Annotated in this window: 17 protein-coding genes; 3 read left to right on the top strand and 14 right to left on the bottom strand. The window is 50.5% G+C overall.

Annotated features, from left to right (window positions below):
• Positions 1 to 201: hypothetical protein (locus CCC32_RS03175; protein ID WP_287072254.1), on the top strand; the 201-nt coding region annotated here is incomplete at its 5' end.
• Positions 202 to 319: 118 nt separating this feature from the next.
• Here the strand turns inward: CCC32_RS03175 and xyl3A are convergent.
• From xyl3A to CCC32_RS03110, 13 genes are all read right to left on the bottom strand, one after another.
• Positions 320 to 3,034, bottom strand: a complete 2,715-nt coding sequence (gene xyl3A, locus CCC32_RS03170; RefSeq protein WP_231557020.1) for a xylan 1,4-beta-xylosidase — start codon at positions 3,032 to 3,034, stop codon at positions 320 to 322.
• Between the two features lie 737 nt (positions 3,035 to 3,771).
• On the bottom strand, positions 3,772 to 4,152 hold the full coding sequence (locus CCC32_RS03165; protein ID WP_287072252.1) for an L-rhamnose mutarotase: 381 nt from the start codon (positions 4,150 to 4,152) through the stop codon (positions 3,772 to 3,774).
• 53 nt (positions 4,153 to 4,205) lie between these two features.
• Positions 4,206 to 5,555: an ATP-binding protein gene (locus CCC32_RS03160; protein WP_287072250.1), complete on the bottom strand. Its 1,350-nt coding sequence runs from the start codon at positions 5,553 to 5,555 to the stop codon at positions 4,206 to 4,208.
• Between the two features lie 221 nt (positions 5,556 to 5,776).
• On the bottom strand, positions 5,777 to 6,430 hold the full coding sequence (gene aat, locus CCC32_RS03155; RefSeq protein WP_042518822.1) for a leucyl/phenylalanyl-tRNA--protein transferase: 654 nt from the start codon (positions 6,428 to 6,430) through the stop codon (positions 5,777 to 5,779).
• Positions 6,431 to 6,459: 29 nt separating this feature from the next.
• Positions 6,460 to 8,763, bottom strand: a complete 2,304-nt coding sequence (locus CCC32_RS03150) for an AAA family ATPase (RefSeq protein WP_287072244.1) — start codon at positions 8,761 to 8,763, stop codon at positions 6,460 to 6,462.
• A gap of 258 nt (positions 8,764 to 9,021) precedes the next feature.
• Positions 9,022 to 9,264 carry an ATP-dependent Clp protease adaptor ClpS gene (locus CCC32_RS03145; protein ID WP_231557023.1) on the bottom strand — a complete coding sequence of 81 codons (243 nt, stop codon included), beginning with the start codon at positions 9,262 to 9,264 and terminating at the stop codon, positions 9,022 to 9,024.
• 113 nt (positions 9,265 to 9,377) lie between these two features.
• Positions 9,378 to 11,936 (bottom strand): DUF5686 family protein, encoded by a 2,559-nt coding sequence (locus tag CCC32_RS03140; RefSeq protein ID WP_287072242.1) that lies wholly within the window; start codon positions 11,934 to 11,936, stop codon positions 9,378 to 9,380.
• 69 nt (positions 11,937 to 12,005) lie between these two features.
• Positions 12,006 to 12,707: an HAD family hydrolase gene (locus CCC32_RS03135; RefSeq protein WP_022316400.1), complete on the bottom strand. Its 702-nt coding sequence runs from the start codon at positions 12,705 to 12,707 to the stop codon at positions 12,006 to 12,008.
• Positions 12,708 to 12,709: 2 nt separating this feature from the next.
• Positions 12,710 to 13,744, bottom strand: coding sequence for a CDP-alcohol phosphatidyltransferase family protein (locus tag CCC32_RS03130; protein ID WP_022316399.1), 1,035 nt, complete (start codon positions 13,742 to 13,744; stop codon positions 12,710 to 12,712).
• 136 nt (positions 13,745 to 13,880) lie between these two features.
• Positions 13,881 to 14,723, bottom strand: coding sequence for a hypothetical protein (locus tag CCC32_RS03125; protein WP_287072239.1), 843 nt, complete (start codon positions 14,721 to 14,723; stop codon positions 13,881 to 13,883).
• Positions 14,724 to 15,085: 362 nt separating this feature from the next.
• Positions 15,086 to 15,808 (bottom strand): nucleotidyltransferase family protein, encoded by a 723-nt coding sequence (locus tag CCC32_RS03120; RefSeq protein WP_042518831.1) that lies wholly within the window; start codon positions 15,806 to 15,808, stop codon positions 15,086 to 15,088.
• A 482-nt stretch (positions 15,809 to 16,290) separates the two neighbouring features.
• Entirely contained in the window at positions 16,291 to 16,476 is a 186-nt protein-coding gene (locus CCC32_RS03115; RefSeq protein WP_044074575.1) for a hypothetical protein, read from the bottom strand.
• A gap of 33 nt (positions 16,477 to 16,509) precedes the next feature.
• A complete protein-coding gene (locus CCC32_RS03110) occupies positions 16,510 to 19,005 on the bottom strand; it encodes a hypothetical protein (RefSeq protein WP_287072238.1) in 2,496 nt (831 codons plus the stop codon).
• 604 nt (positions 19,006 to 19,609) lie between these two features.
• Here CCC32_RS03110 and CCC32_RS03105 point away from each other — a divergent pair.
• On the top strand, positions 19,610 to 19,765 hold the full coding sequence (locus CCC32_RS03105) for a hypothetical protein (RefSeq protein ID WP_287072236.1): 156 nt from the start codon (positions 19,610 to 19,612) through the stop codon (positions 19,763 to 19,765).
• Positions 19,766 to 19,891: 126 nt separating this feature from the next.
• On the opposite strand, the gene CCC32_RS03100 is transcribed toward CCC32_RS03105, so the two are convergent.
• On the bottom strand, positions 19,892 to 20,374 hold the full coding sequence (locus CCC32_RS03100) for a PaaI family thioesterase (RefSeq protein ID WP_042518836.1): 483 nt from the start codon (positions 20,372 to 20,374) through the stop codon (positions 19,892 to 19,894).
• 765 nt (positions 20,375 to 21,139) lie between these two features.
• Here CCC32_RS03100 and CCC32_RS03095 point away from each other — a divergent pair.
• A complete protein-coding gene (locus tag CCC32_RS03095) occupies positions 21,140 to 23,395 on the top strand; it encodes an inorganic phosphate transporter (protein WP_042518838.1) in 2,256 nt (751 codons plus the stop codon).
• Positions 23,396 to 23,662: the final 267 nt, after the last annotated feature.

Below are 23,662 nucleotides of genomic sequence, written 5' to 3'. Positions count from 1 at the left end.
GATGTCCGAAAAGGAACTCTCTATTCACAAGATAGGACGGAATCCGACAATAGAATAGAAGTGACGTATCTCGAAGGGATGGCTGAAAACAACTTGTCACACACCGTGAGGTGTAAAAGCACGAAACCGCCGTATGCGGAACCGCATGTACGGTGGTGTGAGAGGTCGGTAAACATGAAAGTAGGAGATAAACACCTATGATTAGTGTTTACCTCCTACTCGATAAATAAAAATGTTTTTTAAAGATTTCGTATCTGTGAAAAGGCAAAAAATAAAAAGGGGTGCGTCACAGACTTATGACACACCCTCTTGAAGCATTTTATTTCACTTTCACTTCTATCACATTCTTCGCAGCATCGGCACTCGAACCACCTACGAAGATCTGATATTTGCCGGGAACCACACGCATGGTATTGGTCTGGGAATCCCAACCTTCGAAACTCTGACGAGGCAGACTGATGGTTACCTGCTGCTTCTCGCCTGCCTTCAAAGTAATTCGCTTGAAAGCTTTCAAGGTCTTGATAGGACCCTCAGCATCATCCATTCTACGGATGTAAACCTGAGCCACTTCCGTTCCTTCCCTATTACCTTTATTAGATAAAGAGAAACTCAAGGAATAAGCCGAAGAATTCTTCATTTTTCGTTCTTCATTCTTCACTCTTCGTTCTTCACTCTTAACTTTCTTCAATGTCGGCTTTCCATATTCATACGATGTATAGCTCAATCCATGTCCGAATGGGAAGAGAGTCTCGCCCCTAAAGTAACGGTAGGTGCGATTCTTCATCGTATAATCGAGGAAATCAGGAAGATCATTCACGCTCTTATAGAAGGTTACCGGAAGCTTGCCCGATGGATTCACCTCGCCAAAGAGTACCTTTGCCACGGCTTCTCCACCCCGTTCGCCCGGATACCAAGCCTGAAGGATAGATTCCGCATTCTCTGTTTCTGGAACCATGGCAATGGCACTGCCCGAACAGTTGACGAACACCACTCGCTTGCCAGCCCGATGCAACATCTCCATCACCTTGCGCTGAGCCTGAGGCAATTCGATATCAGTTCTGTCGCCACCCTTGAAACCCGGCTCAGAAACCTTCATCTCCTCACCCTCAAGACTAGGAGAGATTCCGCCTACGAAAACCACCACGTCAGCATCGCCAACCTCAGCCAGAAGCTGAGACTCGGTTGGCGTATAGTTCTTCACAATGTCAAACTGCATCACCGCCATATCGGTCTTCTGGAAATAATCCACCTGTATCTTCATCGGCTTTCCCGCCTTCACGGAAATTGGCTTGTTGAGCATCTGCACACGGGCACGTCCCTTCCATACATTCGCCACCGTATCGCCATCAATGATGAGCCGGTAACCATCATCGCACCCCATTCTGACGTTCAAGGTTTCATCCTCTTCCGGAGTAAACACGCCCTCGTATCGGGCAGAGAAATCCGTAAGATTCACTCCCGGTGCAAAGACGGTATTTCCGCCATTGCTCTGGTTGATAGGCGAAGTCATCATGGCTGTAGCCACCGGCTCGCCCTTCATCTCAGAATTGTTCCAATAAGTAGCCTTCATCCCCTTGCTACCATCGGCAGAAGTCAGGAGATTGAATCGGCTTTCTGAAACTTCATTTCTTGTCAACGTGCAGGCAGGAATATACTTGGCATCCTTCACATATTTTCTGATGCCCTGCAGGATGGTGGTGGTAGAAGTAGGATAACCCGAATAGTTGCCCCACTGCATGATGGAATCGTTGGCATTTGGCCCCATCACGACGATCTTCATTCCTGCTGATTTCAGCGGCAGAAGATTTTTCCGGTTCTGAAGAAGCACGATTCCCTCTTCTGCCATCTTCTCAGCCAAATCCTTATGCGCCTTGCTGGCGATGACGGAAGATGGAATCTGAGTCCAAGGCACGTTCTTGTCCTGATCGAAATCACCCAGGCGGAAACGGGCTATCAGCAGGCGCTTCAAGCTCTCGTTCACCTTTTCCTCGCTTATCATTCCTGTCTTCACCGCCTCAGGAAGCGAACGGTAAACGCTTCCGCATTCCACGTCGGTTCCGGCACCAATTGCCTGCGCCGTAGCCTCAGCCGGAGTCTTCGCCGTACCATGTCGGCCGGGCACATAAAAGTCGTTGATGGCTCCGCAATCGGAAGTTATCAATCCCTTGAATCCCCATTCATCACGAAGAATCTGTCGTTCATACCTGGCATTGCTGCAACAAGGTGCTCCGTCAATCCGCTGATAGGCGCACATCACCTCTGCCACATTTGCATCCTGCACCAGTGATTTGAAGGCAGGCAGATAAGTCTCCCACAAATCACGCTCAGGCAAATCCTCTACATTGAAACTGTGCCGGTTCCATTCCGGACCACTATGAACGGCAAAATGCTTGGCACAGGCCAGGAGCTTGACGTATTGGGGAGCCTGTGAGGAAGCCGGAGCCAGAACTCCCGGAGCCGACATCGGTTTGCCATCAAAGGTCTGTCCCTGCAAACCATTCACCACAGCAAGTCCCATTCTTGTGGTCAGATAAGGATCTTCTCCATAAGTTTCCTGTCCACGTCCCCATCGTGGGTCGCGGAAGATATTGATATTCGGAGTCCAGAAACTCAGACTCTGGTAGCGCTTGATGTTGCCGCTCTTCTTCGCCTCCTGCGCCTTGGCTCTTGCCTCATCGCTCACGGCAGTAAACACCTTATATAATAAGGTATCGTCCCACGAAGCCGCCATGTGCATCGTGATAGGGAAAACGGTAACAAATCCGTTTCGTCCCACTCCATGCAGCGCCTCGTTCCACCATTGAAACTGTGGAATGCCCAATCGGGCAATGGCTGGCGAAGTATCCATCATCAACTTCATCTTCTCTTCCAAGGTAAGACGGGAAAGCAAATCATTGGCTCTAGCCTCAACAGAAAGGTTCGTATTCTGATAAGGAAGCAGTTGCTGGGCACTGGCTGAAAGCGACATCGCCATCAGCATCGCCATAGAAAGTAGTTGTTTCTTTATTGATTTTTTATAATTTATTTGATTCATGCATTGATTTTTAAGTTGGTGACCAAGTTACACATTTTTTTTTGAGATTACCGCATTATCTGGCAGAAAAGTTTAAAATATTTAGCTTTTCATGCCAACTTTGTCACCCTTCAGCCGCTAGCACGCAAGTTGCTCAGCATGAGAGTGAAAGCTGAAGCCAAAAGATGAAGGAGTTCGAAAGAACAACGGAGTTCGAGACGGAGGCAATCAAAAAAGTAACAGATAAAGAACATTAATAAATAACAAACAGAAATCCCGACGGGGCCGCAAGGAACCGGGAGGACGAGTAAAATAAAATTGGAGGTTTTAATTATGTTGTTAGCACGTAGAAATAATAATTCAGATTGGTTGAGTAACATCTTTGATGATGTATTCTTTGATACAGACGCAACACCACGTATGAATGCTACAGCCCCTGCCACTAAACAATTTCGCATAAATGATTGAGGAGGGTGTGTCATAAGTCTGTGACGCACCCTTTTCAGTACGTGTGATAAGAATATACTGTTGCTGTCAGGTAAGACCTGCATAAAGACCCTATTCCGGTTGGTCTTTTTCCTTTTGCAAATAGCCAAATCACAATCCTTGGCAAGGACAACAAAATGTAAAGAAAATGATTACTATCCGTGCCCAAGTGGGGCAAGCAGCTTGCCCCTGTTGAGAAAGCACCTTGCCCCTGTTGGGCAAGCACCGTGCCCAAAAATGGACAAAAGTATCCATGGAATGAGGCTTTTATGTCAATACAGATAGAACATCCTTTCCATCATCTGCCATTTCTGGTCAGACGTGGCATCGGCGGCACATTCCTGAAACATCGCCACATGGCGTTCCCATTCCTCCTGTCGGGGCAGGGTGGCAAGACGCGCCATCGCCTCGTCCCAGCAGAAGTCAAGCGGAGCGTCAACGATCATCACCAGACGGTTGCCAAGGATGTATATCTCCATCTCCAGTATTCCCACTGCTTTTATTCCCTCTTCTATCTCGCGCCAGAAATGATCCTTGTCGTGAGCCTTGCGGTATTCCTTCATCAGTTCTGAGTCGTCTTTCAGTTGCATGGTCTGTACGAAACGCTTCGTTGGCTGTCCGTACTCCTTGCTTTTGTATCCTTCCATGTTCATAATAGTATTCTGTTAGTTGTAATTATTCAATGCTTGCATATTAGCTTCTTTATTCACAATAATGGTGTCATGTAAAGCGGAATATATGTGATACCATCTTCCACCTTGTAGTCGGCTGCATGCAAAACCGTAGGAGAGGTCATGTATTCTCCAAACTTCTTCATACACTTTGTTATGGAAGACAATGTATAGTTCTTGCCACTTTTTACTTCTATCGGGCGAATATTATGACGTGTTGTCACTTTGTCCTTTTGGAGCAAGAAGTCTATCTCCATACGGTTTTCGGCTTCTTCGGATGACTTACTATAGAAAAAGAGTTTGTTGCCGCTGGCAGTCAGCATTTGTGCCACAATATTCTCAATGAGCATCCCTTCGTTCACCTCAAGTTTTCCAAAGAGCAGTTTCTGATAAATCTCTGACGAGACAATACCCTTTTCGTCAAAAGCGTGACTGATTAATAAGCCCGTATCGTTCATGTAGCACTTCAGAGTGGTACGGTCTTCATTCATCTTCAGTCCGATGTTCGGCTCAGTCGAGTTGTAGCAGATGTTGACAACTCTTGCGTCCTTCAGCCAGAAGAAAGCATCATCCCAATCACGATATCTTGCACCTGGTTTTAGAGCTGACAGACGGAACTTCTTCTCATGCGTTGAAAGTTGAGGAGGAATCTGATCGAAAACAGACACCACCTTGTCGGCAATCTCACTTGCGTAATTGAAGATGTCGTTACGGTAGATGGTCAGCACGTCGCGCTTGGCGGCATCTACGGCATCGAAATCTTTCGTCTCTACATACTTCTTGACGGCTTGTGGCATTCCTCCCACTATCATATAGAGACGAAATACATCCATAGCCTGACGATGGAAAGCCTGTCCCATTGGCTTCTTTTCTGCATACATCTTACGTATTAAGTCCATCAGCATGTCGTTACCAGTGGCCCATAGAAACTCTTCAAAGTCCATTGGGTACATCTGTATAGGGCGCTCTTCGGATGGTAGTACGATGCCCTGCGTATTTTTCTTAATGCTTACCAGCGATCCGGTCTCAATGTAGTCATATCTACCATCTTTCACCAAGAACTTGATGGCAGCTCTCGCCCTAGGACACAGCTGCACCTCGTCAAGAATGATAAGCGACTTGCGTTCGTGTAGCCTCACCTTGTAATGCTGACTCAGATAGAGAAACAGCATATCAAGGTCTTCCAAATAGAGGTCGAACCAGTCTCTGACCATTTGCGGAGCCTTGTTGAAGTCGATGAGAATATATGACTCGTATTCATTCTTGCCGAACTCTTCTACGATATAACTCTTACCTATGCGTCGTGCACCCTCTATGAGCAATGCCACTTCGCCGTTTCTTTTCTCCTTCCAGTCAAGGAGCTGTTTGTATATTTTTCTCTTCATAGTAACGCCTTTTACACCTATTCAAAATATCTATCCCCTATGCGATACACCTTTTTGAGATTTTTGACTGTGCCAATATACACCTTTTTGAGATTTTTAATTGCGCATATATACACCTTTTTGAGATTTATCGCAGTGCAAATATACACCTTTTTGAGATTTTTTGCAAGTGTAACGTTGAAAACTTATTGGTGGTGCTATAAGACTGTTATTATTTGTGACTATATATTTGTTTGTTGCAGAATCTTCATATATTCGTCGTAGGAGATATGCTCGCCGCCCATGGTCTTCAGGTGGGGAGTTTCAAACTGGCAGTCGATGAGCTTGCCGCCATTGTCCTTCATGATGTGTGCCAACTCTATCAGCGCCAGTTTCGAAGCCGACGGCACGAGTGAGAACATGCTCTCACCGAAGAAAGCCGCTCCGATGTTCACACCGTAGAGACCGCCTACGAGCCTGTCGTCCTTGTCCCACACCTCCACGCTGGCAGCGAAGCCCTGTTCGTGTAGCGCCTTGTATGCCTTTATCATATCTTCGCCGAGCCATGCTCCAGCCTCGTCGTAGCGCAGCTGACTGCAGTTGCTTATCACTCCGTCGAAGTCGCGGTTGATGCTCACGGAGTATTCCTGCTTCCTCATCAGAGTGCGCATGGAGTGGCTCACGTGTATCTTCTCGGGGAATATCACGAAGCGGTCCATGGGACAGTACCACCATATTTCCTTGCAGTCGCGGAAACTGTACCATGGGAATATGCCGTTGCTGTATGCCAGCAGCAGGCGGTCGATGCTCAGGTCGCCGCCCACGGCAAACAGTCCGTCGTCTTCGCCCAGCCTCGGGTCGGGGAAGGCTATTGTGGAGTCTAATCCGAATATCATATTGTCAGTATGCCGTTACGGTTTGTGGGTTATGCATTATCTGCCGACTGGCTTTTTGAACTGTTCCTGACAGCCATCACGCCGTTGTTGAAGTCCACTGCCAGAGTGCTGCCCTTCTTTCTCTTTCCAAACAGAATCTCGCGCATTATCAGCGGTTTCAGTTCGTGGGCAATCACACGGTCGGCCTCTCTCGCTCCATATTCCTTGGTGAAACACTTCCCGAGCATGTGTTCGAAGGCAGCGTCGCTGATCTTCAGGGTCAGTTCCTTGGCAGCCACCTTGTCCTTCAGTTCCTTCAGCTTCTTGTTGAGGATGAGGCGTGCCATGTTCTTGTCCATCTCGTTGAACACCACGATGTCGCTGAGTCGGTTGATGAACTCCGGCTTGAAAGTCTTCTTCACCTGCTTCATCATCGCCTCACCTTTCGTCACATTTCCCGTGAATCCCACGTTGGCCTGTGCGGCGAACTGTGCTCCGGCGTTTGATGTCATTATGAGGATCACGTTGCGGAAGTCAGCCTTCTGTCCGCGGTTGTCGGTCAGACGGGCATAGTCCATCACCTGCAGCAGTATGTTGTATATGTCGCTGTGAGCTTTCTCTATCTCGTCGAGCAGCAGCACGCAGTTTGGAGTATTCCTGATGGCGTCGGTGAGCAGACCGCCGTCCTCATATCCCACGTATCCCGCCGGCGAACCGATAAGTTTCGCCACGGCGTGTTTCTCCGTGTATTCCGACATGTCGAAGCGCACGAGCTCCACTCCGAGCACTTTTGAGAGCATACGTGCCACCTCCGTCTTTCCCACTCCCGTAGGACCGACGAAGAGCAGCGAGGCGAGCGGTTTGTCGTCTTCGGTGAGACCTGCCTTAGCCATCATCACCGCCTCCGTCACTTCGTCAATCGCCTTGTCCTGTCCGTAGATGCTTTCGAGCATCCTCTCGCGCAGGGTCATCAGCGCCCCGTTGTCCTCCTCCTTGAGAGCCGTAGCCTGAATCTTGCACACCTTGACGAGGATGTCGTCGATGAGGCTTTTCGTCACCCACGACCGGCGGCGGTTCTCCACTGGGTGTACCTCCAGATAAGCACCCGCCTCGTCGAGAAGGTCGATTGCCTTGTCGGGCAGGCAGCGTCCTGATATATGCTTCGCACTGGCTGTCACGGCATATTCCAGAGCCTCCTTGCGATACGACACCTTGTGGTATTTCTGCAGGCTCGGCTGCAGTCCGGTTACTATCTTTATCGCCTCCTCAACCGAAGGCTCCTTGATGTCGATGGTCTGGAAACGGCGCGTCACTGCACCGTCCTTGAGCATCTTGCGGTTGTATTCCTCATGCGTGGTGGCACCCACGAAGCATATTGCGCCGCTCTCAAGATAAGGCTTGAGGATGTTGGAGGCGTCGGGACCACCGTCGCTGCCTCTGCCGGCGCCGATGATGTTGTGTATCTCGTCGAGATAGAGTATGGATTTCTCCTTGCTCGCACCGTCGAGGATCAGTTTCAGACGCTTTTCGAAGTCGCCCCTGAACTGTGCTCCGGCGAGCAGCTGTCCCATGTCCATGCCGTATATCGTGGCACCCTTCAGCCTGTCGGGCACCTGCCCCTTGTTTATCAGGTTTGCCAGTCCGTATATCAATGCCGTCTTGCCTACGCCTGGATCGCCCACGTGCAGAGGGTTGTTCTTCTCCATCCGGCATATCACCTGTATCGTCCTGTCCAGCTCCTTCTCTCTGCCTATCAGCGGCGTGTGGGTCTTGGCAACTTCAGAAATGTTGGTCACAAGACTCTTCCAGTCTTCCGGACTCGTGAACGGCATCGGCTGGCCGTCGTCGTCAAACATATCATCGTCGTCGTCGAGGTCATCATCGTCGAGGTCGGGAGTGTCGTCTTCATATTCCAGAAACTGCGGATATGCTTCGGTGAGGTATTCCATGAATTCGCTCTCATGGTCTTCTATCGCGGTGTCAAGTATATAGGCAGCCATAGAGTCCTGCAGATTGGCGAGTGCCACAATGTATTCTCTCACGCCGGCGAATTCTTTCTTGAATCTCTTGGCTATGGTGCATGCGTTTTGTACCAGGTCAGTAAACTGTGCCGACGGAACGGGCACCTGGTATTTGCCAAACTTCTTGTCCTGGTCTTTGAGATATTTTGTGAGTCTTGCATGCAGCTTGTTGTAGTCCACTCTGCTCTTCTGAAGAGCCAGCTTGAACGGCTCCTGCTGTATCAGTCCCATCAGCAGATGCTCCGGCATTATGTATTCGTGTGCCATGCTTACGGCAATGTCCAATGCCGTCTCCACCGCTTTGTTTATGCTATGTGAGTTTCTTAATTCCATACTTTCCTTCTTTCTGTTTCCGTTTTGTCTTGTCTTTTGTGCCAAGTCTTAAACCCGAATCGGTCATTAGGCCGTTTATAGAATTATTTGATGACTGCTTGCAGTCTTTTGTTTTTTATAAGGCGTCTTTTGTCTGTTTTTAATTCGCAATAGCTCGCTATTACTCATTAAAAGCCAAACAAAATCCACTCTTCTAAAAAAGCAAAATCCAAGCAAGCCCTAATGGCCGATTTGGGTTAAATTCTTCTGCTCTCCGTATCATTCCGGTTCGTATGTGGTCTTGAGCGGAAAGCCCTTCTCCTGTGCCATCAGAGTGACGGTGCGCACCTTCGTTCGTGCCATGTCGTAGGTGTAGACACCTATCATAGCCGAACCTTCGTGGTGTATCTTCAGCATCAGCTGTTCTGCGTCATCGGGAGTTCTATGGAATATCTCTATCAGCACCTTGATTACGAATTCCATCGTCGTGATGTTGTCATTGTGCATCGTCACTTTGTACATCCGGGGTTTCTTGTATCTTGTCTTTTGTCTTATGTCTGATTGTTGCTGTGGCATTATTGTATGGGTATTGATTATTGATTATTTGATATTGTTTCTCTCTGTTCCGCCTTCCGTCAGAACTTGAACATCAGCTTGAACCTCACTCCCTGTTTGTGAGCCGTAGGCAGGTCGAGATAGTTGAGGCGTCTCACGTACTGCACGCTGAGCACCTTGAAGATGTTGCTCACTCCAGCCACGATTTCCACATAGGGCTTGTTCTTGTCCATCAGGTGGGCACCGTCGGGGAATTGCATCAGCTGCGTGTTGCCGATATTACAGGCAGAGTATGGGTTGTTCTTCTCTGTCAGGTTACCCCACAGACATTTCACTCCTATATACTCCCTCCACTTGAGCTTCTTGATGAACGGGATGCGGTTAAGTATCTTGCCGTTCATGTTCCACCACACGTCGATGCTGGCATAGCGGTCGTTCAGAAACTCCATGTTGTTGATGAGGTTGAACGTGCCGTATTGTGCGAGATACGACAGGTTGGCGGCTGGCATGATTAGCAGCGGGAACGGCACCTTGTTCCATTGTATTCCGCCTCTGAGGTCAACGTTCAGGTCGCCCCAGCTGTTCATCCAGAAGCGCTTGTATATCGTGGCTTCGGTGAAGTTGTAGTTGTAGTCGCCTCCCAGCACCCCCTTCACTCCCATCGTGTGGGAGATGGTGAAGACAGGAGCCTCGCGGTTGACCGACACTCTGTTCTGCTTTGTGTTCACCACCGTTTCGCCCGGTGCATATCTCAGCATCACCGAGGCCTCCGTGGTGCGTATCTTCCATGGCTCTGCCGGAGCCACGCCGTTTGCCGACAGCGGTATGAACTTCAGGTCGCCGCACGCCTCATTCTCTTCGGTCTTCAGCTTTGCCATAGCCTTCAGTCCGCCATACCATTCGTATTCGAAGGCGAGCTGCTGTCTGTTGTAGAACATCATCTCCTTCACCTTAGTCCACTTCAGCGATGTGAACACGTTGTCCTTGTCGGTAATCAGGAACTTGTCCGACGGTGAGCATACGTCATGCGACGACGACAGTGTCAGCGTGCGCTTCGGGTATTCGTGGGGCAGATACTGCTTGGCGTTGAACGAGTAGGTGAGGTCGGCATTATAGTAGTTCTTCCTGCTGCCCCAGCCGTGGGCGTAGTAGCCCTTCAGAAACCAGTGCCTGTTCAGGTTTGCCGTAGTCTGTCCGCTGAGTCGCGTTCTCGTTCCGTCAACGAAGTTGCTCGTGATCATCGTGTTTATCGGTCCGATGTCGAATTTGCTCGGTGCCTGCTGCGATCCCGTCTCCACGAAATTCTCTATTGCCACCTTGAGGGCGAAGAGAGCGTATTTGAAGTTGCGCGAGTTCTCTATGTCGCGCAGGAACTGCGGCATCCTCGCCTCCGACCTCGTCAGCGGCACCATTCTCACCTGCTGCCAGAACATCCTGTCGCGGATCTTGGCGTCGGGCTGGTATATCTCCTTCTGCTTCCCTTTGAAATGTTTCGCCGGTATGGAGTCGAAAAGATAGTCTGTCATCCGCGTGTTTCTTATCACTATCGCCTTGGTGAGTACGCTGAGCAGTGACAGCTCCGCCACCATGTCGTCTTGCGTCAGCACCCATTCGCCGTTGTCCAGCTTGGTGTAAGCCTGCTGTATCTGCATACCCTCCACGAAGTTCACTCCCGACTTGGAAGGTAGCGTCAGATGGCAGCGCTTCACGTGGAGCGTGGAGTCCTTCACAATCCACAGTTCTCCGGAGAATCCGAAGTCCTGTTGGTTGTTGGGCAGGAACTGCAGATGGAAACACGAGTCGCGCTCCACCTTCACCGTGTCTACGATATAGTAGCGGTAGAACTGTATGGCGTCTTTTCCTATCGGACTGGTGAAGCGTGCCTGCAGCAGTCGTATCTGGTCGTCGTAGATGTTCACGTTGCTGAACACGTCTTTCATCACTGTGCCCATCACCTCGCCGGTCTGTATGAACTTGTTCACGCCGTCCATATGCTGTCCCACGATGATTGTCTTTTCCGAATGAGGGTCCTTGCGGTATATCTGCCGCGAGATGGTCTCGTCAACCATTACCGGCATTATCAGCTTGTTGTTGTATGGGCAAGCCTCCACCTGGTTCACCATCCAGTTGGTCTTCTTCGTGCCCTTCCTTTCCAGTTCCTTCGGCGAGATGTCGTTCACCGCCAGTGTCAGCTTCTGGTATTTGGCATATTGGAAGAAGTCGTGATTTTCTATGTCGGTGCGCTTCTTGGCTGCTATCACCCGTCGCATCAGTGCCACGGCAGGGTTTTCCTTTCTCTTGTATCTCTTGCGCTTTGACTTCACCGTCACTCCCGACAGACTCTTGGTGTCGGGCTTCAGCGTGATGCGCATGTGGTTGGGAGAGTTGGTGCCTATGAGCAGTTTGAGGTCTTGATAGCCCACGGCGCTGAATGTGGCATACCAGCCGTCGTGCTTCTCTATTGTGAACCGACCTCCATTGTCACTCACATACGATTTGCCGTGCCCCTTATACCTGATGCTGGCAAGGGGTATGCTGTCGCCGGTGGCCTCGTCAACGATGACACCGGTGATTTGCTGTGCGCTCGCCATGAGGGTGGAGAGCAGCAGCAATATGAATAATGATTTCAGTCTTTTCATTTCTCTCTTGATTTTCGGAATTGTATCCTTATGTTGTCTTCATCAGACAAAGGTGAGCTCCTTCGCCCGTCATTCCGCCAGCGACAGAATCTCCTTCAGACTCCCTATCACCTTGTCGGCAACGGGATTCTCCACCACCTCGTCTGTCCATCCTTCGCCTTTGAACCATATCGTGTGGCAACCGATGGAGTGGGAGGGCAGGATGTCCTTGTCGTAGCTGTCGCCGACCACTGCCACCTCTTCGGCTTTCATGCCGAGCCGTTCCACTCCCAGGGCGAAGATGCGGGCGTCGGGTTTCCTTATTCCCACTACTGCCGACTCTATGATGTCGCCGAACAGATGGTCGAGGCTGAACTCGCGGAGCACGGTGGCGATATTGCCATAGAAGTTGCTCACGAGCACGAGTGGGTATTTCTTTGCCAATTCCTCCAGCACCAGTGCAGACTCCTTTGTCGTTTGCATGGTCTGCTGATACACGTCGTCGAGGATTCTCTTGAGATATCCTGTGGCGTCGCCCAGATTCCTCTTCTCCTCCAGCCATTGCAGCTGCAGCCTTATCTTAGCCTGCAGTGTGTCGCGGAAGGTGAAGTCGGGTTTCACTATCGGACTGGTGGCAAGCGTGCGCTCGCCGTATACGTAGGCATCTCTGAAATCCTGTTCGCCTACGGGCACTCCGGTTCTCTCATACCCGTGCCACAACACCTTTCCCCAGTGGTTGCCTCTGGTGTCGAGCGTACCGCCGTAGTCAAAGATAAATCCTTTAATCCGCATCGTCAGTCCTCCTTGATATCAGTATTGTGGCAGTCTTCTGACTCCTTGTTCTCATCGGATTCCTCCTTGTTCTCGTTTTCCTTCGTCGCTTTTGCCTCGCTGCAGGCTACTATTCTCTGCACCATCTTGTGACAGAGGTTCTCGTGCTCATGGTGCATGTATATATACATAATGTTCATCACCACGATTTCAAACAGCAGATATAGCCATGGCAGGTCTATCAGACAGGCGATATACAGGGCGATGGCTCTCATGTTGAAGGTGAGCAGGTTGGTGTATTTCATCAGCGGACGGCTGCCGGCAAGAAATTCCTCCTTCAGCGCAGCAGGCAGGTTCAGCGGTGCACCGTAGCGGTTTGTCGCCTCTGCCATCATGAGTTGGAAATTCTTCGTGCGTCGCTCCTGTGTGGCGCAGTATTTGGCGTAGTTGTAATAGAAGGCACGGAAGAAGAGCGCCTTCTTGGGCTGCTCGCGGAAGATCCGCCATTGTTCCTCCGACTTGTCGAGTTCGCTGCCTTCCTTGCCTTTCAGGAAAAACAGGTGTATCTGTCGGTAGTAGTCGGAGAGCAGACATTGCGGCGAATGGCTCATGATGCCAGCCATGAATGCCATCACCCATATCCATGGTCCCCAGGTCACGTCGGTGCCCGGAATCAGTTCGGTCATCATTCTCATTGAGAGAGCGAAATACACGCAGAAGAATGTAACGTCAGCCGAGAAGCCGTCGAGCACTCGTCCCACGAGTGTCTTCTTTCCTGTCAGTCGTGCCAACTGTCCGTCGGTGGAGTCGCAGAAGTTGCTCAGCATCATCAGCACCACTCCCCAGATGTTATATTCCAGTTCGCTATGCCAGAACATCCATCCTGCCGCTGCTCCGAGTATCATGCCGAGTATCGTTATCACCGTTGGGTGAACTCCGAGGCGTTTCCACAGCAGTGTGAACACCAGTCCTATAGGTCGTGTGAAATACACGTCCAGCCATTCTTCCGTATCTTTAGATTTCATTGATGCCTTGAGCATCTCCTTAAATGTTGCCATGTCGTTTGTTTTGTTTGTTTTATTAATTGAAGATCCTCAGCAACCTTATTAGCCATTGCTGTCTTATCAGCAGCCTTCACCTTCCATTGCTATCTGTCCCTCCCCTACGGGGGAGGTTAGGTGGGGGCTGATGACGTCACTCCGCTATTGTCGCTATTGCCTCTGCCGCATCGTGTCGGCAGACGGAGAAACTGGGCCAGTCGTTGAAGTCGATGATGGCATACGAACCGTCGGACCTCACTATGCAGTCGCCGCCATACACCTCTATTCCCGTAAGCTGAGCCAACCGCGAGGCGTCGTTATGCAGGGCGGCAATGTCGAAGGACGTGTGGCGTGATGTGCCGTTGCGTCTCTCGTCGCCGAACTTCGAGAATCCGCCATCCGTCGGGTAGGTAGTGTGGAAGAATGCCGTTCCTGCCACACCGTAGAATTTCACGAGGTCTCCGTCTACGTGTGCCGTTGTCACGATGTCGGTTATTCCTCTCTTTCTGAATTCCTCTGTGATGATGTCCCTCTCTTTCTCGTTGGCAGCAAATCTTACGTCACCCTTCTCCTGCGCCGCCTCGTCGCCTCGCTTTATCCACCATCCGTGGTCGCCGTGGAGTGGGGCACAGGGAAAGTCGTTCTCTCTCATCATCCTGTCGATGACGCTCCTTGTGGCGTTGAGGACAGGTTGCGGACGGTTTATCACTCTCGCTCCCTCACCTTCCATCTGCGTCAGGATGTCGAGTGCTTTCCTGCTCCTTGCCATAGAGAGGACAAGTAGTGGGGCGCTGGAGTGTGGCAGATGGGCGTCTGGCAGTCTCTGCATCAGCGGCATCCCTTCCGTCTCGATGTCTTCTTCCCTTGTTTTATATATGTTATATCGTGTACTGAGCTTTTCGCATACCGCATCCATGATGGCTTTGTCGCGCTCCACGGAATTTGGCGAATACCTCTCAGCCCGATATATGGAGATTAATTCATACTTCACTTTCATAATTCATAATTTCCCCCGCTTGTCCCTCATAATCCGAAGTACCCCTCATAATCCGAAGTACCCCTCATAATCCGAAGTACCCCCTCATAATCCGAAGTAACTAAGTCCCTCTCCCTTTAGGGGGAGGTTAGGAGGAGGCTTTTGAGTCCCTCCCCTACGGGGGAGGTTAGGTGGGGGCTGAAGTCAATATTCGGAGTTACTTTTCTTATCAATATCGGCCCCCTCTCGTTCTCCCCCGTAGGGGAGATGCAGGTTACTCCGTTACTGTCTTTCCTCTGAGAATTGAACTGGCGTTTGTCAATCCAGTTCTTAGTTGGAGAGTGTAACCAGTCCCTTCCCTTTAGGGGAGGTTAGGAGAGGCTTCATACTCTCAAAAACTCCTCTGCCTTCCCGATGTCGCTCTTGTGGTCGATGTCGAGGATTTTGCTGAAGGGGAAGGCCTCCAGATGCAGTCCGTCAGCCACCATAGCCCTTTGGAAATTCCTCATTCTGCTCTCTCCCCGCTCTATGCAGGCATGCAGCGTGGCGATGGATTTTGGGGACAGTCCGTAGATGCCTCCGGAGATATATCGGCAGGAGTCGCTATGGTCGAGGAATCCCGTGATGGTCATCGTCCCATCGGTATCCACATACAGCGGTTTCTCATCGTCGATATAGTCGGTCACCGCCATCAGTCCGTCAGCTGAATATGTCTCCATCGCGTCGTTCAGAGCCATGATATAGTTGCTGAACTCCTTCTCGCGGAATATCGTGTCCACGGTGGTAAGACAGTATGGTGCGCCCTCCAGATACCGGCTTATCTCGTAAAGGCTGTGCATGGAGCTGGGTGTGCTCTTCACCACGAAGCGCAGCGGGATGCGTCTGCCGTTGAGTCCGTCCTCCTGAATCTTCATCAGGTGGCTGCTGACGAGTGTCGTCTTGTCGTTGCAGATCACTACAATCTCCTCGGCGTTGTTGTCAGCGAATATCCTTATCAGGCGATCGATGAGCGGTTCGCCATTCACCTCCACGAGTGGTTTCGGCATATCTATTCCTTCGGTGGCGAGCCTTGATCCTTCGCCGGCTGCTATTATTGCGTATCTCATATCTCTTGTCGTTGTGGTCAGTTGAGGTTTTTGCTATTGCAGACTTCAACCCAAATCGGTCATTAGGTCGTTTGTTTTCCTTCAAGTGCCTATATTCTGCAAAGTTATCTAAATCCTCTGTAATAAGAAAACAATTTCTTCTATTTAAGTTTTTTTTGTTAGTAGATGATGTGATTCCTTGCTCCTCGTCTGTTTATACCCAGATTTGCATGTTTCGATTATGGAGTGTTTCTCTTATATTGTCTAAAAACCAGAGTATTTGTCAATGAGCAAAATACAACAAGGAATCCGAGTCCAGCACGCGTTGCTCTATCGCTACGATCTTCATGGCTCACATAAGCAAAACAAGCCGGCTGTCATCGTTGACGGCCGGCTTGTGGATAGTTATTCCGAAATAAAATATCGTTACTGTTACGATAACGGACACATCCGCCTGTAACATCTATGTTGTTAGGAATGTCGGGGTAACATTCGCTTGGGGGTTAATCCTCCCACTGGTCCCAGAGGTTGGTGCTGTGATCCTTAGAACCGGCCTCGAAACCATCCTCATGGTTTTCCTGTACACCTGTCTGCACATCCCCAGTGGTGTTCTGAATGCTTCCGGTGTGCATCAGGGTGCCCTTCACTGCCACCTTAACGGCTGTGGGCTTTATATATTGCTTTTTCATGTTTATTGCTGATTAAAGAGTTTAACCTATGGATTACTTCACTACCAACTTCTTGCCGCCTACGATGTAGAGGCCGCTGGGCAGACCCTCGGTAGAGGTGGCGCCTTGGCGCACGAGCTGTCCGTTGAGGTTGTAGATGTTGGCGCTGTGCTGCTGCGCTGCCTCGATGCCGTCGATGGCTGTCGTGTTGCCGTTCACCTGTTCGACCACGCCCTCAATCTCATACTCGAAGACCTTTGAGGCCTGGCCCTGAACCGACTGCAGCCATCCGCGGAAGCCCTTGGTCTTGGTCGGCACGGTGCGGTAGTACCAGAGGCCGGTTGTGCCACCCACGTTGTTGCCATTGAGCACATAGGAGTTGGCGGGAATGTTGTTGTTGGTGTCGAAGCACTTCACGTAAGTACCCACAAACTGCACCTGCTGCTTAGTATCAAAGTCCTCATTGCCTGTTTTGCCCATCACGCGAGCGCTGTAGTTAATGTCTTTCACATCTTTCTGTTGCTTGAAGGTCACACCCACGATGGTGTAGTAGTTCGTCACCGAGATGGTCTTGCCATTGTAAGTGAACGTCTTTTCCGTCTGTCCCTGAGGCATGCCACCGTCGGCCGTCGGCTTCACGAGATAGAGCTTGCCCTCCTTGATAGCGATGGCATCGGCGTCGTTGCGGTCGGCTGTGATCGGGTCGAAGATGATGCGCTGCGGGTGATTCTCATCGTATGCACCCTTGAACTCAGAGATGTGCACCTGGTCGCCGAAGATGCTCTTCACCTGACCCACATTGAGGCTGATGGGCAACACCAGTGAGTTCCACTTGTCAGTGTTCATGGTGCGGTGCAGGTAAACCACCGACTTCTGGAGCGTCTTGTTGTCGTCCGCTGCCTGGGCATTGATATAGGCGCCGTCCTCCTGGTCCTCATCGAGGATGAGCGTGTTGGGGGGCGTACCGAGGTACTCAATCTTGAAGTTGTCGAAGCAGGTCCATGCCTCGGCATTGGCGTCCTGGCTTTCGTCGGCAGCGCTACCCACCTGAATACCAAACGAGAGCGTCTCATAGACTCCTGGGGTCTTCTCCGACACATACACCTTCACCGAAGCGTCGTAGGTGTTTACGTTGGGCGTGTCGAGGAGCTTCGAAGCGGCCACATAGGTGGCGGGCTTGTTGGCAGGATCAATCCGGTGCAAGCTGGCGGTAGCAAACTTTTCGCTCTGTGCCGTGGCCGAACCGGTAGTGTTACCCATACCTGCTGCGGCGTAGAGGCGAGCGATACCCTTTGTGGCGGTGGTGAAGCCCACGCAGCTCACGCGATACCAACCCTCCTTGATCATGTTCTTAGTGGGAATGGTCTGCACCACCGAACCGCGGGCACCGTGGATGTTGGCAGTCCAAGCACCACCGTAGGATTGCTGACGGTTCTCTTTTTGACTCATCGTCTTGCCTGTGATGGGGTCGGTGGTGTATTCTCCTTCGTCGTAACCGTTACCTAAGTAGTAGGTGTAACCCTCAACAACCTTGTCCTCAGTTTTCTTCTTCTCGTAAATAACTGTTGTTGTATAACCACGACCATGCTCTGAGGCTTCCTGGCACTCTCTTTCCCAAGTAGCTCCATGATCCTCCGTGGTTACGATCACAGAAGTATGACTCTGGGTTCCCCCAAAAAATTTATAATCATAATCATGAGTACTGGTGTACGTGTACTCCTTAATGGTCGAAGGAATAGCATCCGTTGGTTTGCAGACCTTGTTGCCCTTATAAGAGAGTGTTCCTGTGGTGGTTCCTGTGGAGGTAGCCCCCGTCTTCCATTCCGAGCAAGAGTTGTCATTACGAGCGAAGTCGAAGTCGGACATCAAGAAGGTGGCGTTCACTGCTGCCACATGGGCGTTGTTAACTGTCTTGAAAGCGTCCTTGCGCTGATCCTCCGTCACGATAATCCATGTAGCGTAGTCGGTAGAGTCGACCTGCACCCAAGCTTCGGTTGAGAGTTTGGCATATGCCTTCTGGTTTGCACCCAACGCCACCACTTTATAGGTTTTATCATACATATCGCTACCTGAAGTTGTAGCTTTTGAAGTAATCACATAGCCGTCACCCTGCTCCGTGGCGGTGAAGGAAGATCCATTTTGGTCAACAAAATAATTGCCCTTGTCATATATCGAGTTTTTTCCATCCATCAAGGTCAGCTGTCCAAGGGAGGAAGAACCACCTTCCTGCTTCACCTTTGAGGTAAGCGTGAAGGTGCCACTTCCATAAGTCAGCGTAAACGGCACACCCTCCACGTTCATGGTAGCCTCGGTGCCCCAGCGGCCGCCCTTACCAAGAAACTGCTTGGTACCTACGTTATAAAGGTAAACGGTTTTGCCATTGGCATCGGAAGGTTTAGTGCCTGTCCATGCTGCGATGGGCTGTTCAGTAGTCTGTGCAAAACACGTCTGTGCTGTGGCAGCTACCATAAGTGCTGTCACGAAAAGTTTAGCCTTGCGCTTGGATATACCGCAGCGCAATAAACCTGTTGGGAAATGTTTTAATCTCATTTTCTAGTTAATTTATCGTCTTACTTGCTAATGAATTATCTTTCTCTGTATATATTCTACATCTGTGCGGCGACACTGACTTACTGATGCCTTTTCTCTTCTATACTGTGTTGCCTCGGCTTTGCTTTAGTGGGCTTGCGCCTCTTGTTCGTTTTATAGCCTTAGCTTACTTAGCATTAATAAAATTGTATTTCAGATGTCTAACGCATTTGGGCACCGCTTTTATGTATATGCTTTATCAGCAGTGGCGTCCGCATTTCTGTTTCAGCCTCTGACTTTTATTGACTCGATTTTTATATAATCGATGCAAAGTTAGTGACTTTTTCCGTAGGAGATTGTGTTTGTTGTGAGAAAAAATTAATGTGTTATGATATTTTAACAGAGAGGAGGGTTGGTGTCTTGTGATTTAAAAACCCATCCTGACCTCAAACCCATCCTGACCTTAAACCCATCCTGACCTTCCCCAAGGGAAGGAACAAGTTACTCCAGCTACTGACTTCAAACCCATCCTAATCTTCCCCAAGGGAAGGAACGAGTTACTCTGGTTACTGACTTCAGCCCCCACCTAGCCTCCCCCGAAGGGGAGGGACGGTTACTCCTCTTTATGATAACCGATGACAGACTGATAACCGATGGCAGACTGATAACCGATGACAGACTGATAACCGATGGCAGACTGATAACCGATGACAGACTGATAACCGATGACAGACTGATAACCGATGGCAGACTGATAACCGATGGCAGACTGATTGCCTAAGGTATCTGTCCCTCCCCTTCGGGGGAGGTTAGGTGGGGGCTGATGCCAGTGTGTGTTCGTATTTTTGCCCAGCTTTGTCTGATATCAGATGAGGAGCCATTAAGAAGGCAAGTCATTGCCATGAAGTCAGAACAGGAGTTCTTCGTCTTCGGTGCCACAGCCGGTGAAGCCATTTTCCTTAGACTTCTCCTGGGTAAATAGATAGTATACGGCGCGTGCCGTGGTGCATACCTCCCCTTTGGAGTTCTCCAGCGTGAGTTCTACGAAAGCCAGGTTGCGCTTCTGTTCGGTGATATGTCCGCGGAGAGTGATCTGCGAGTCGGTGGTGAGCACCGGGCGGCGGTATGACAGTTCCAGCTTCGATGTGACGCCCATGACCTGCAGTTTCCTGAACACCACCCATGCCGCCGTCTCGTCGAGCAGCGTTGCCTGTATTCCTCCGTGCAGCGTGTTTCGCCATCCCTGGTATTCGCCGTCGGGTTTCCAGAAGCACACCACGTCGTCGCCGTCTTCATAGAAGTCCATGTGTACGCCGTGGTCATTGTCTTTGCAGCAGCCGAAACAGTGGAATCCTTCCATGCCGGCGAACGGGTTCGTTATCTTTCTCATAAGCGGGTTGTTGTTTCGTTATTTATAATAATGTGATAGCAAAAGTAATGATTTTTCGGGTAATGGCAAAGGAATAGGATGGTTTGTTTTGGTTTTTCGAAGAAAACCTAGATAAGCCCCTGGGTGGTTAATACGAATTGAATAACAGCCCCCACCTAGCCTCAAACCCATCCTAACCTTCCCAAAGGGTAACCCATCCTAACCTTCCCCAAGGGAAGGAACGAGTTACTCTGGTTACTGACTTGAGCCCCCACCTAGCCACAAACCCATCCTAACCTTCCCCAAGGGAAGGAACAGGTTACTCTGGTTACTGACTTGAGCCCCCACCTATCCTCAAACCCATCCTAACCTTCCCCAAGGGAAGGAACAGGTTACTCTGCTTACTGACTTCAGCCCCCACCTATCCTCCCCCGTAGGGGAGGGATGGTTACACTTGACTGTTTGATTATCAAAGGATTATCCGTAATTAGAGTATCTGTCCCTCCCCTTCGGGGGAGGCTAGGTGGGGGCTAAAGTCAGTATGCGGAGTTATATTAGTTGTTTCCCTACAGTTCAAAACTACATATTCCTTCTAAAAAAACATCAGGTTTGCCCATTATCAATCCGCATATTACTTCCAAAAAGAGAAAACTTGCAGACAGGCAGGGCGAGAAGACCGTCGGAACAATACAGGAAAAAATAGCCGTTGTAACAGAAATGTAATATCTGTTTAAACTGCTTGTAATATTGCCAAAGTAATTTTGCAAGCGGATAAATATATTAATTATGGAAACAATCTACTTTGTGATAGTCGCATTCCTGCTCATGCTGGCAGTGTTCGACTTGTTTGTGGGAGTGAGCAACGACGCTGTGAACTTCCTGCAGTCAGCCATAGGTGCCAAGGTGGCACGCTTCAGGACTGTCCTTGTTGTAGCGTCGGCAGGAGTCCTCATCGGAGCGGTGATGAGCGCCGGAATGATGGACGTGGCACGCCATGGCATCATGCACCCCGCCAACTACACCTTCGCCGAGGTGATGACGATATTCCTGGCGGTGATGGTTACCGACGTGGTGGTGCTCGACATCTTCAACACCCTCGGCATGCCAACCTCCACCACCGTGTCGCTCGTCTTCGAGCTTCTCGGTGCCACCTTCATCCTGGCACTCTTCAAGATGAACGCCGACCCGTCGCTCATGATTACTGACCTGATGAACTCCAGCAAGGCGCTGAGCGTCATCATAGCCATCTTCGTGTCGGTGGCGATAGCCTTCTTCTTCGGTACCGCCGTGATGTGGCTCTCGCGACTCGTCTTCACCTTCAGATACAAGAAACACCTGCGCTATAGCATCGCCATCTTCGGCGGTATAGCATTCACAGCCCTCGCATACTTCATCTTCATCAAGGGGCTCGGCGGTTCGCCGTTCATCAGCGACGCCACAAAAAACTGGATAAATGACAACACCCAGATGCTGCTTCTCGCCGTGTTTGTGGCTTCCACCATCCTCAACGAGATACTCTATCTGCTGCGCGTGAATGTTTTCAAGATAATAGTGCTGCTCGGAACCTTCGCCCTGGCAATGGCTTTCGCCGGCAACGACCTCGTGAACTTCATCGGAGTGCCCCTCGCCGGTCTCGACTCCATGCAGGACTTCATGGCAAACGGCAACGGCGACCCCAATGCCTTCATGATGACCTCGCTGATGACCTCGGCAAAGAGTCCGCTGATATATCTGGTGCTGGCAGGAATAATAATGATCGTTGCGATGGCGACATCAAAGAAAGCACAGAATGTGGTGAAGACCAGCGTAGACCTGAGCCGTCAGGACGAAGGCGACGAGATGTTCGGATCATCAAAAGTAGCCCGCTCCCTCGTGCGCGCCGTGCAGGATATGGGCAACGGACTCTCGAAAATCATGCCAAGCTCTTCGACGAAATGGATTGACAGCAGATTCAACAAAGAAGAAATGGAGCTCGCCCAGGGAGCAGCCTTCGATGAAGTGAGAGCCGCCGTGAACCTCGTGCTCGCCGCCATGCTCATCATCATCGGAACGAACTACAAACTGCCGCTCTCCACCACCTATGTCACCTTTATGGTGGCAATGGGAACATCGCTCGCCGACAAGGCATGGAGCCGCGACAGTGCTGTGTTCCGCGTCACCGGAGTGCTGTCGGTAATCGGTGGATGGTTCGTCACTGCAGGAGTAGCCTTCGCCGCCTGTGCATTGGTTTGCACGATGTTGCATTTCGGAGGATTCGTGGTGATGATAGCCTTCATGGTGCTCGACATCTATCTGCTCTGGCGTAGCGGTCAGGCATACAAGAAGAAGAGTTCCGAGGACAAGAAGGATGATATTTTCAACCTGATGATGCGCACGAAAGACAAGGATATCGTATGGGACCTGCTGCGCAAGCATGTGGGACGCACACAGAGCTTCGTGACACGCTTCACCTGTGATGTGTTCAACAAAATCGTGGACGGCGTGAGCAACGAAAGACTCAAGGAACTCAAGGTGAGCTACAGAGAGGTGAACAGCGAGCGCGAAACGCTGAAGAAGATACGCCGACAGGAATTCCTTGCTATGCGCCGCATTCCGGAGCGCATAGCATTGGAGCGCAACACGTGGTTCCATCTGGGAGTGAACTGCAACCAGCAGTATATGTACTGCCTGCGCCGTATGCTCGACCCGATAAAGGAGCATCTCGACAACAACTTCCAGCCGATGCCAAAGGAGTATATCGACGAGTTTGAGGAGGTGCGCCGCCGCATCAACGAGCTGATGAGTCACACGGAGCAGATGATATCGACAAACCGCTACGACCTCTACCGCGAGACGCTGACCATCGGCGACGAGTGTAAAGACGAGCTGTCGGCACTCCGCGACCGCCATATCAACCGTATGCAGCAGGATGTCAACGCCGCCCAAAACCTGAAGGTGTCGATGCTCTATCTGAACATGCTGCAGGAGAGCCAGGAGCTGATAAGCATCATGCGCCATCAGCTGAGGGCAGCACGCAAGTTCCTGGAAGAGGATAAAGTGTGAGAGGTGTGAGGACTTCAGCCCCCACCTGACCTCAAACCCATCCTGACCTTCCCCAAGGGAAACCCATCCTAACCTTCCCCAAGGGAAGGAACAGGTTACTCTGCTTACTGACTTCAGCCCCCACCTAGCCTCCCCCGAAGGGGAGGGACGGTTACACTTGACTGTTTGATTGTCAAAGGATTATCCATAATCAGAGTATCTATCCCTCCCCTACGGGGGAGGTTAGGTGGGGGCTGATGACAATATTCGGAGTTACTTCTCTTATCA

The sequence above is a fragment of the Prevotella sp. LMAG:51 genome (assembly GCF_008680225.1).
In the GTDB taxonomy this organism is placed as follows: domain Bacteria; phylum Bacteroidota; class Bacteroidia; order Bacteroidales; family Bacteroidaceae; genus Prevotella; species Prevotella pectinovora.
This window is presented reverse-complemented; position numbering and strand designations above follow the sequence as displayed.

What these genes read in the sequence shown, in the direction of transcription:
- xyl3A (WP_231557020.1), bottom strand. Translation starts at nt 3,034, where the DNA reads ATGAATCAAATAAATTATAAAAAATCAATAAAGAAACAACTACTTTCT.
- CCC32_RS03165 (WP_287072252.1), bottom strand. Translation starts at nt 4,152, where the DNA reads ATGAACATGGAAGGATACAAAAGCAAGGAGTACGGACAGCCAACGAAG.
- CCC32_RS03160 (WP_287072250.1), bottom strand. Translation starts at nt 5,555, where the DNA reads ATGAAGAGAAAAATATACAAACAGCTCCTTGACTGGAAGGAGAAAAGA.
- aat (WP_042518822.1), bottom strand. Translation starts at nt 6,430, where the DNA reads ATGATATTCGGATTAGACTCCACAATAGCCTTCCCCGACCCGAGGCTG.
- CCC32_RS03150 (WP_287072244.1), bottom strand. Translation starts at nt 8,763, where the DNA reads ATGGAATTAAGAAACTCACATAGCATAAACAAAGCGGTGGAGACGGCA.
- CCC32_RS03145 (WP_231557023.1), bottom strand. Translation starts at nt 9,264, where the DNA reads ATGTACAAAGTGACGATGCACAATGACAACATCACGACGATGGAATTC.
- CCC32_RS03140 (WP_287072242.1), bottom strand. Translation starts at nt 11,936, where the DNA reads ATGAAAAGACTGAAATCATTATTCATATTGCTGCTGCTCTCCACCCTC.
- CCC32_RS03135 (WP_022316400.1), bottom strand. Translation starts at nt 12,707, where the DNA reads ATGCGGATTAAAGGATTTATCTTTGACTACGGCGGTACGCTCGACACC.
- CCC32_RS03130 (WP_022316399.1), bottom strand. Translation starts at nt 13,744, where the DNA reads ATGGCAACATTTAAGGAGATGCTCAAGGCATCAATGAAATCTAAAGAT.
- CCC32_RS03125 (WP_287072239.1), bottom strand. Translation starts at nt 14,723, where the DNA reads ATGAAAGTGAAGTATGAATTAATCTCCATATATCGGGCTGAGAGGTAT.
- CCC32_RS03120 (WP_042518831.1), bottom strand. Translation starts at nt 15,808, where the DNA reads ATGAGATACGCAATAATAGCAGCCGGCGAAGGATCAAGGCTCGCCACC.
- CCC32_RS03115 (WP_044074575.1), bottom strand. Translation starts at nt 16,476, where the DNA reads ATGAAAAAGCAATATATAAAGCCCACAGCCGTTAAGGTGGCAGTGAAG.
- CCC32_RS03110 (WP_287072238.1), bottom strand. Translation starts at nt 19,005, where the DNA reads ATGAGATTAAAACATTTCCCAACAGGTTTATTGCGCTGCGGTATATCC.
- CCC32_RS03105 (WP_287072236.1), top strand. Translation starts at nt 19,610, where the DNA reads ATGATAACCGATGACAGACTGATAACCGATGGCAGACTGATAACCGAT.
- CCC32_RS03100 (WP_042518836.1), bottom strand. Translation starts at nt 20,374, where the DNA reads ATGAGAAAGATAACGAACCCGTTCGCCGGCATGGAAGGATTCCACTGT.
- CCC32_RS03095 (WP_042518838.1), top strand. Translation starts at nt 21,140, where the DNA reads ATGGAAACAATCTACTTTGTGATAGTCGCATTCCTGCTCATGCTGGCA.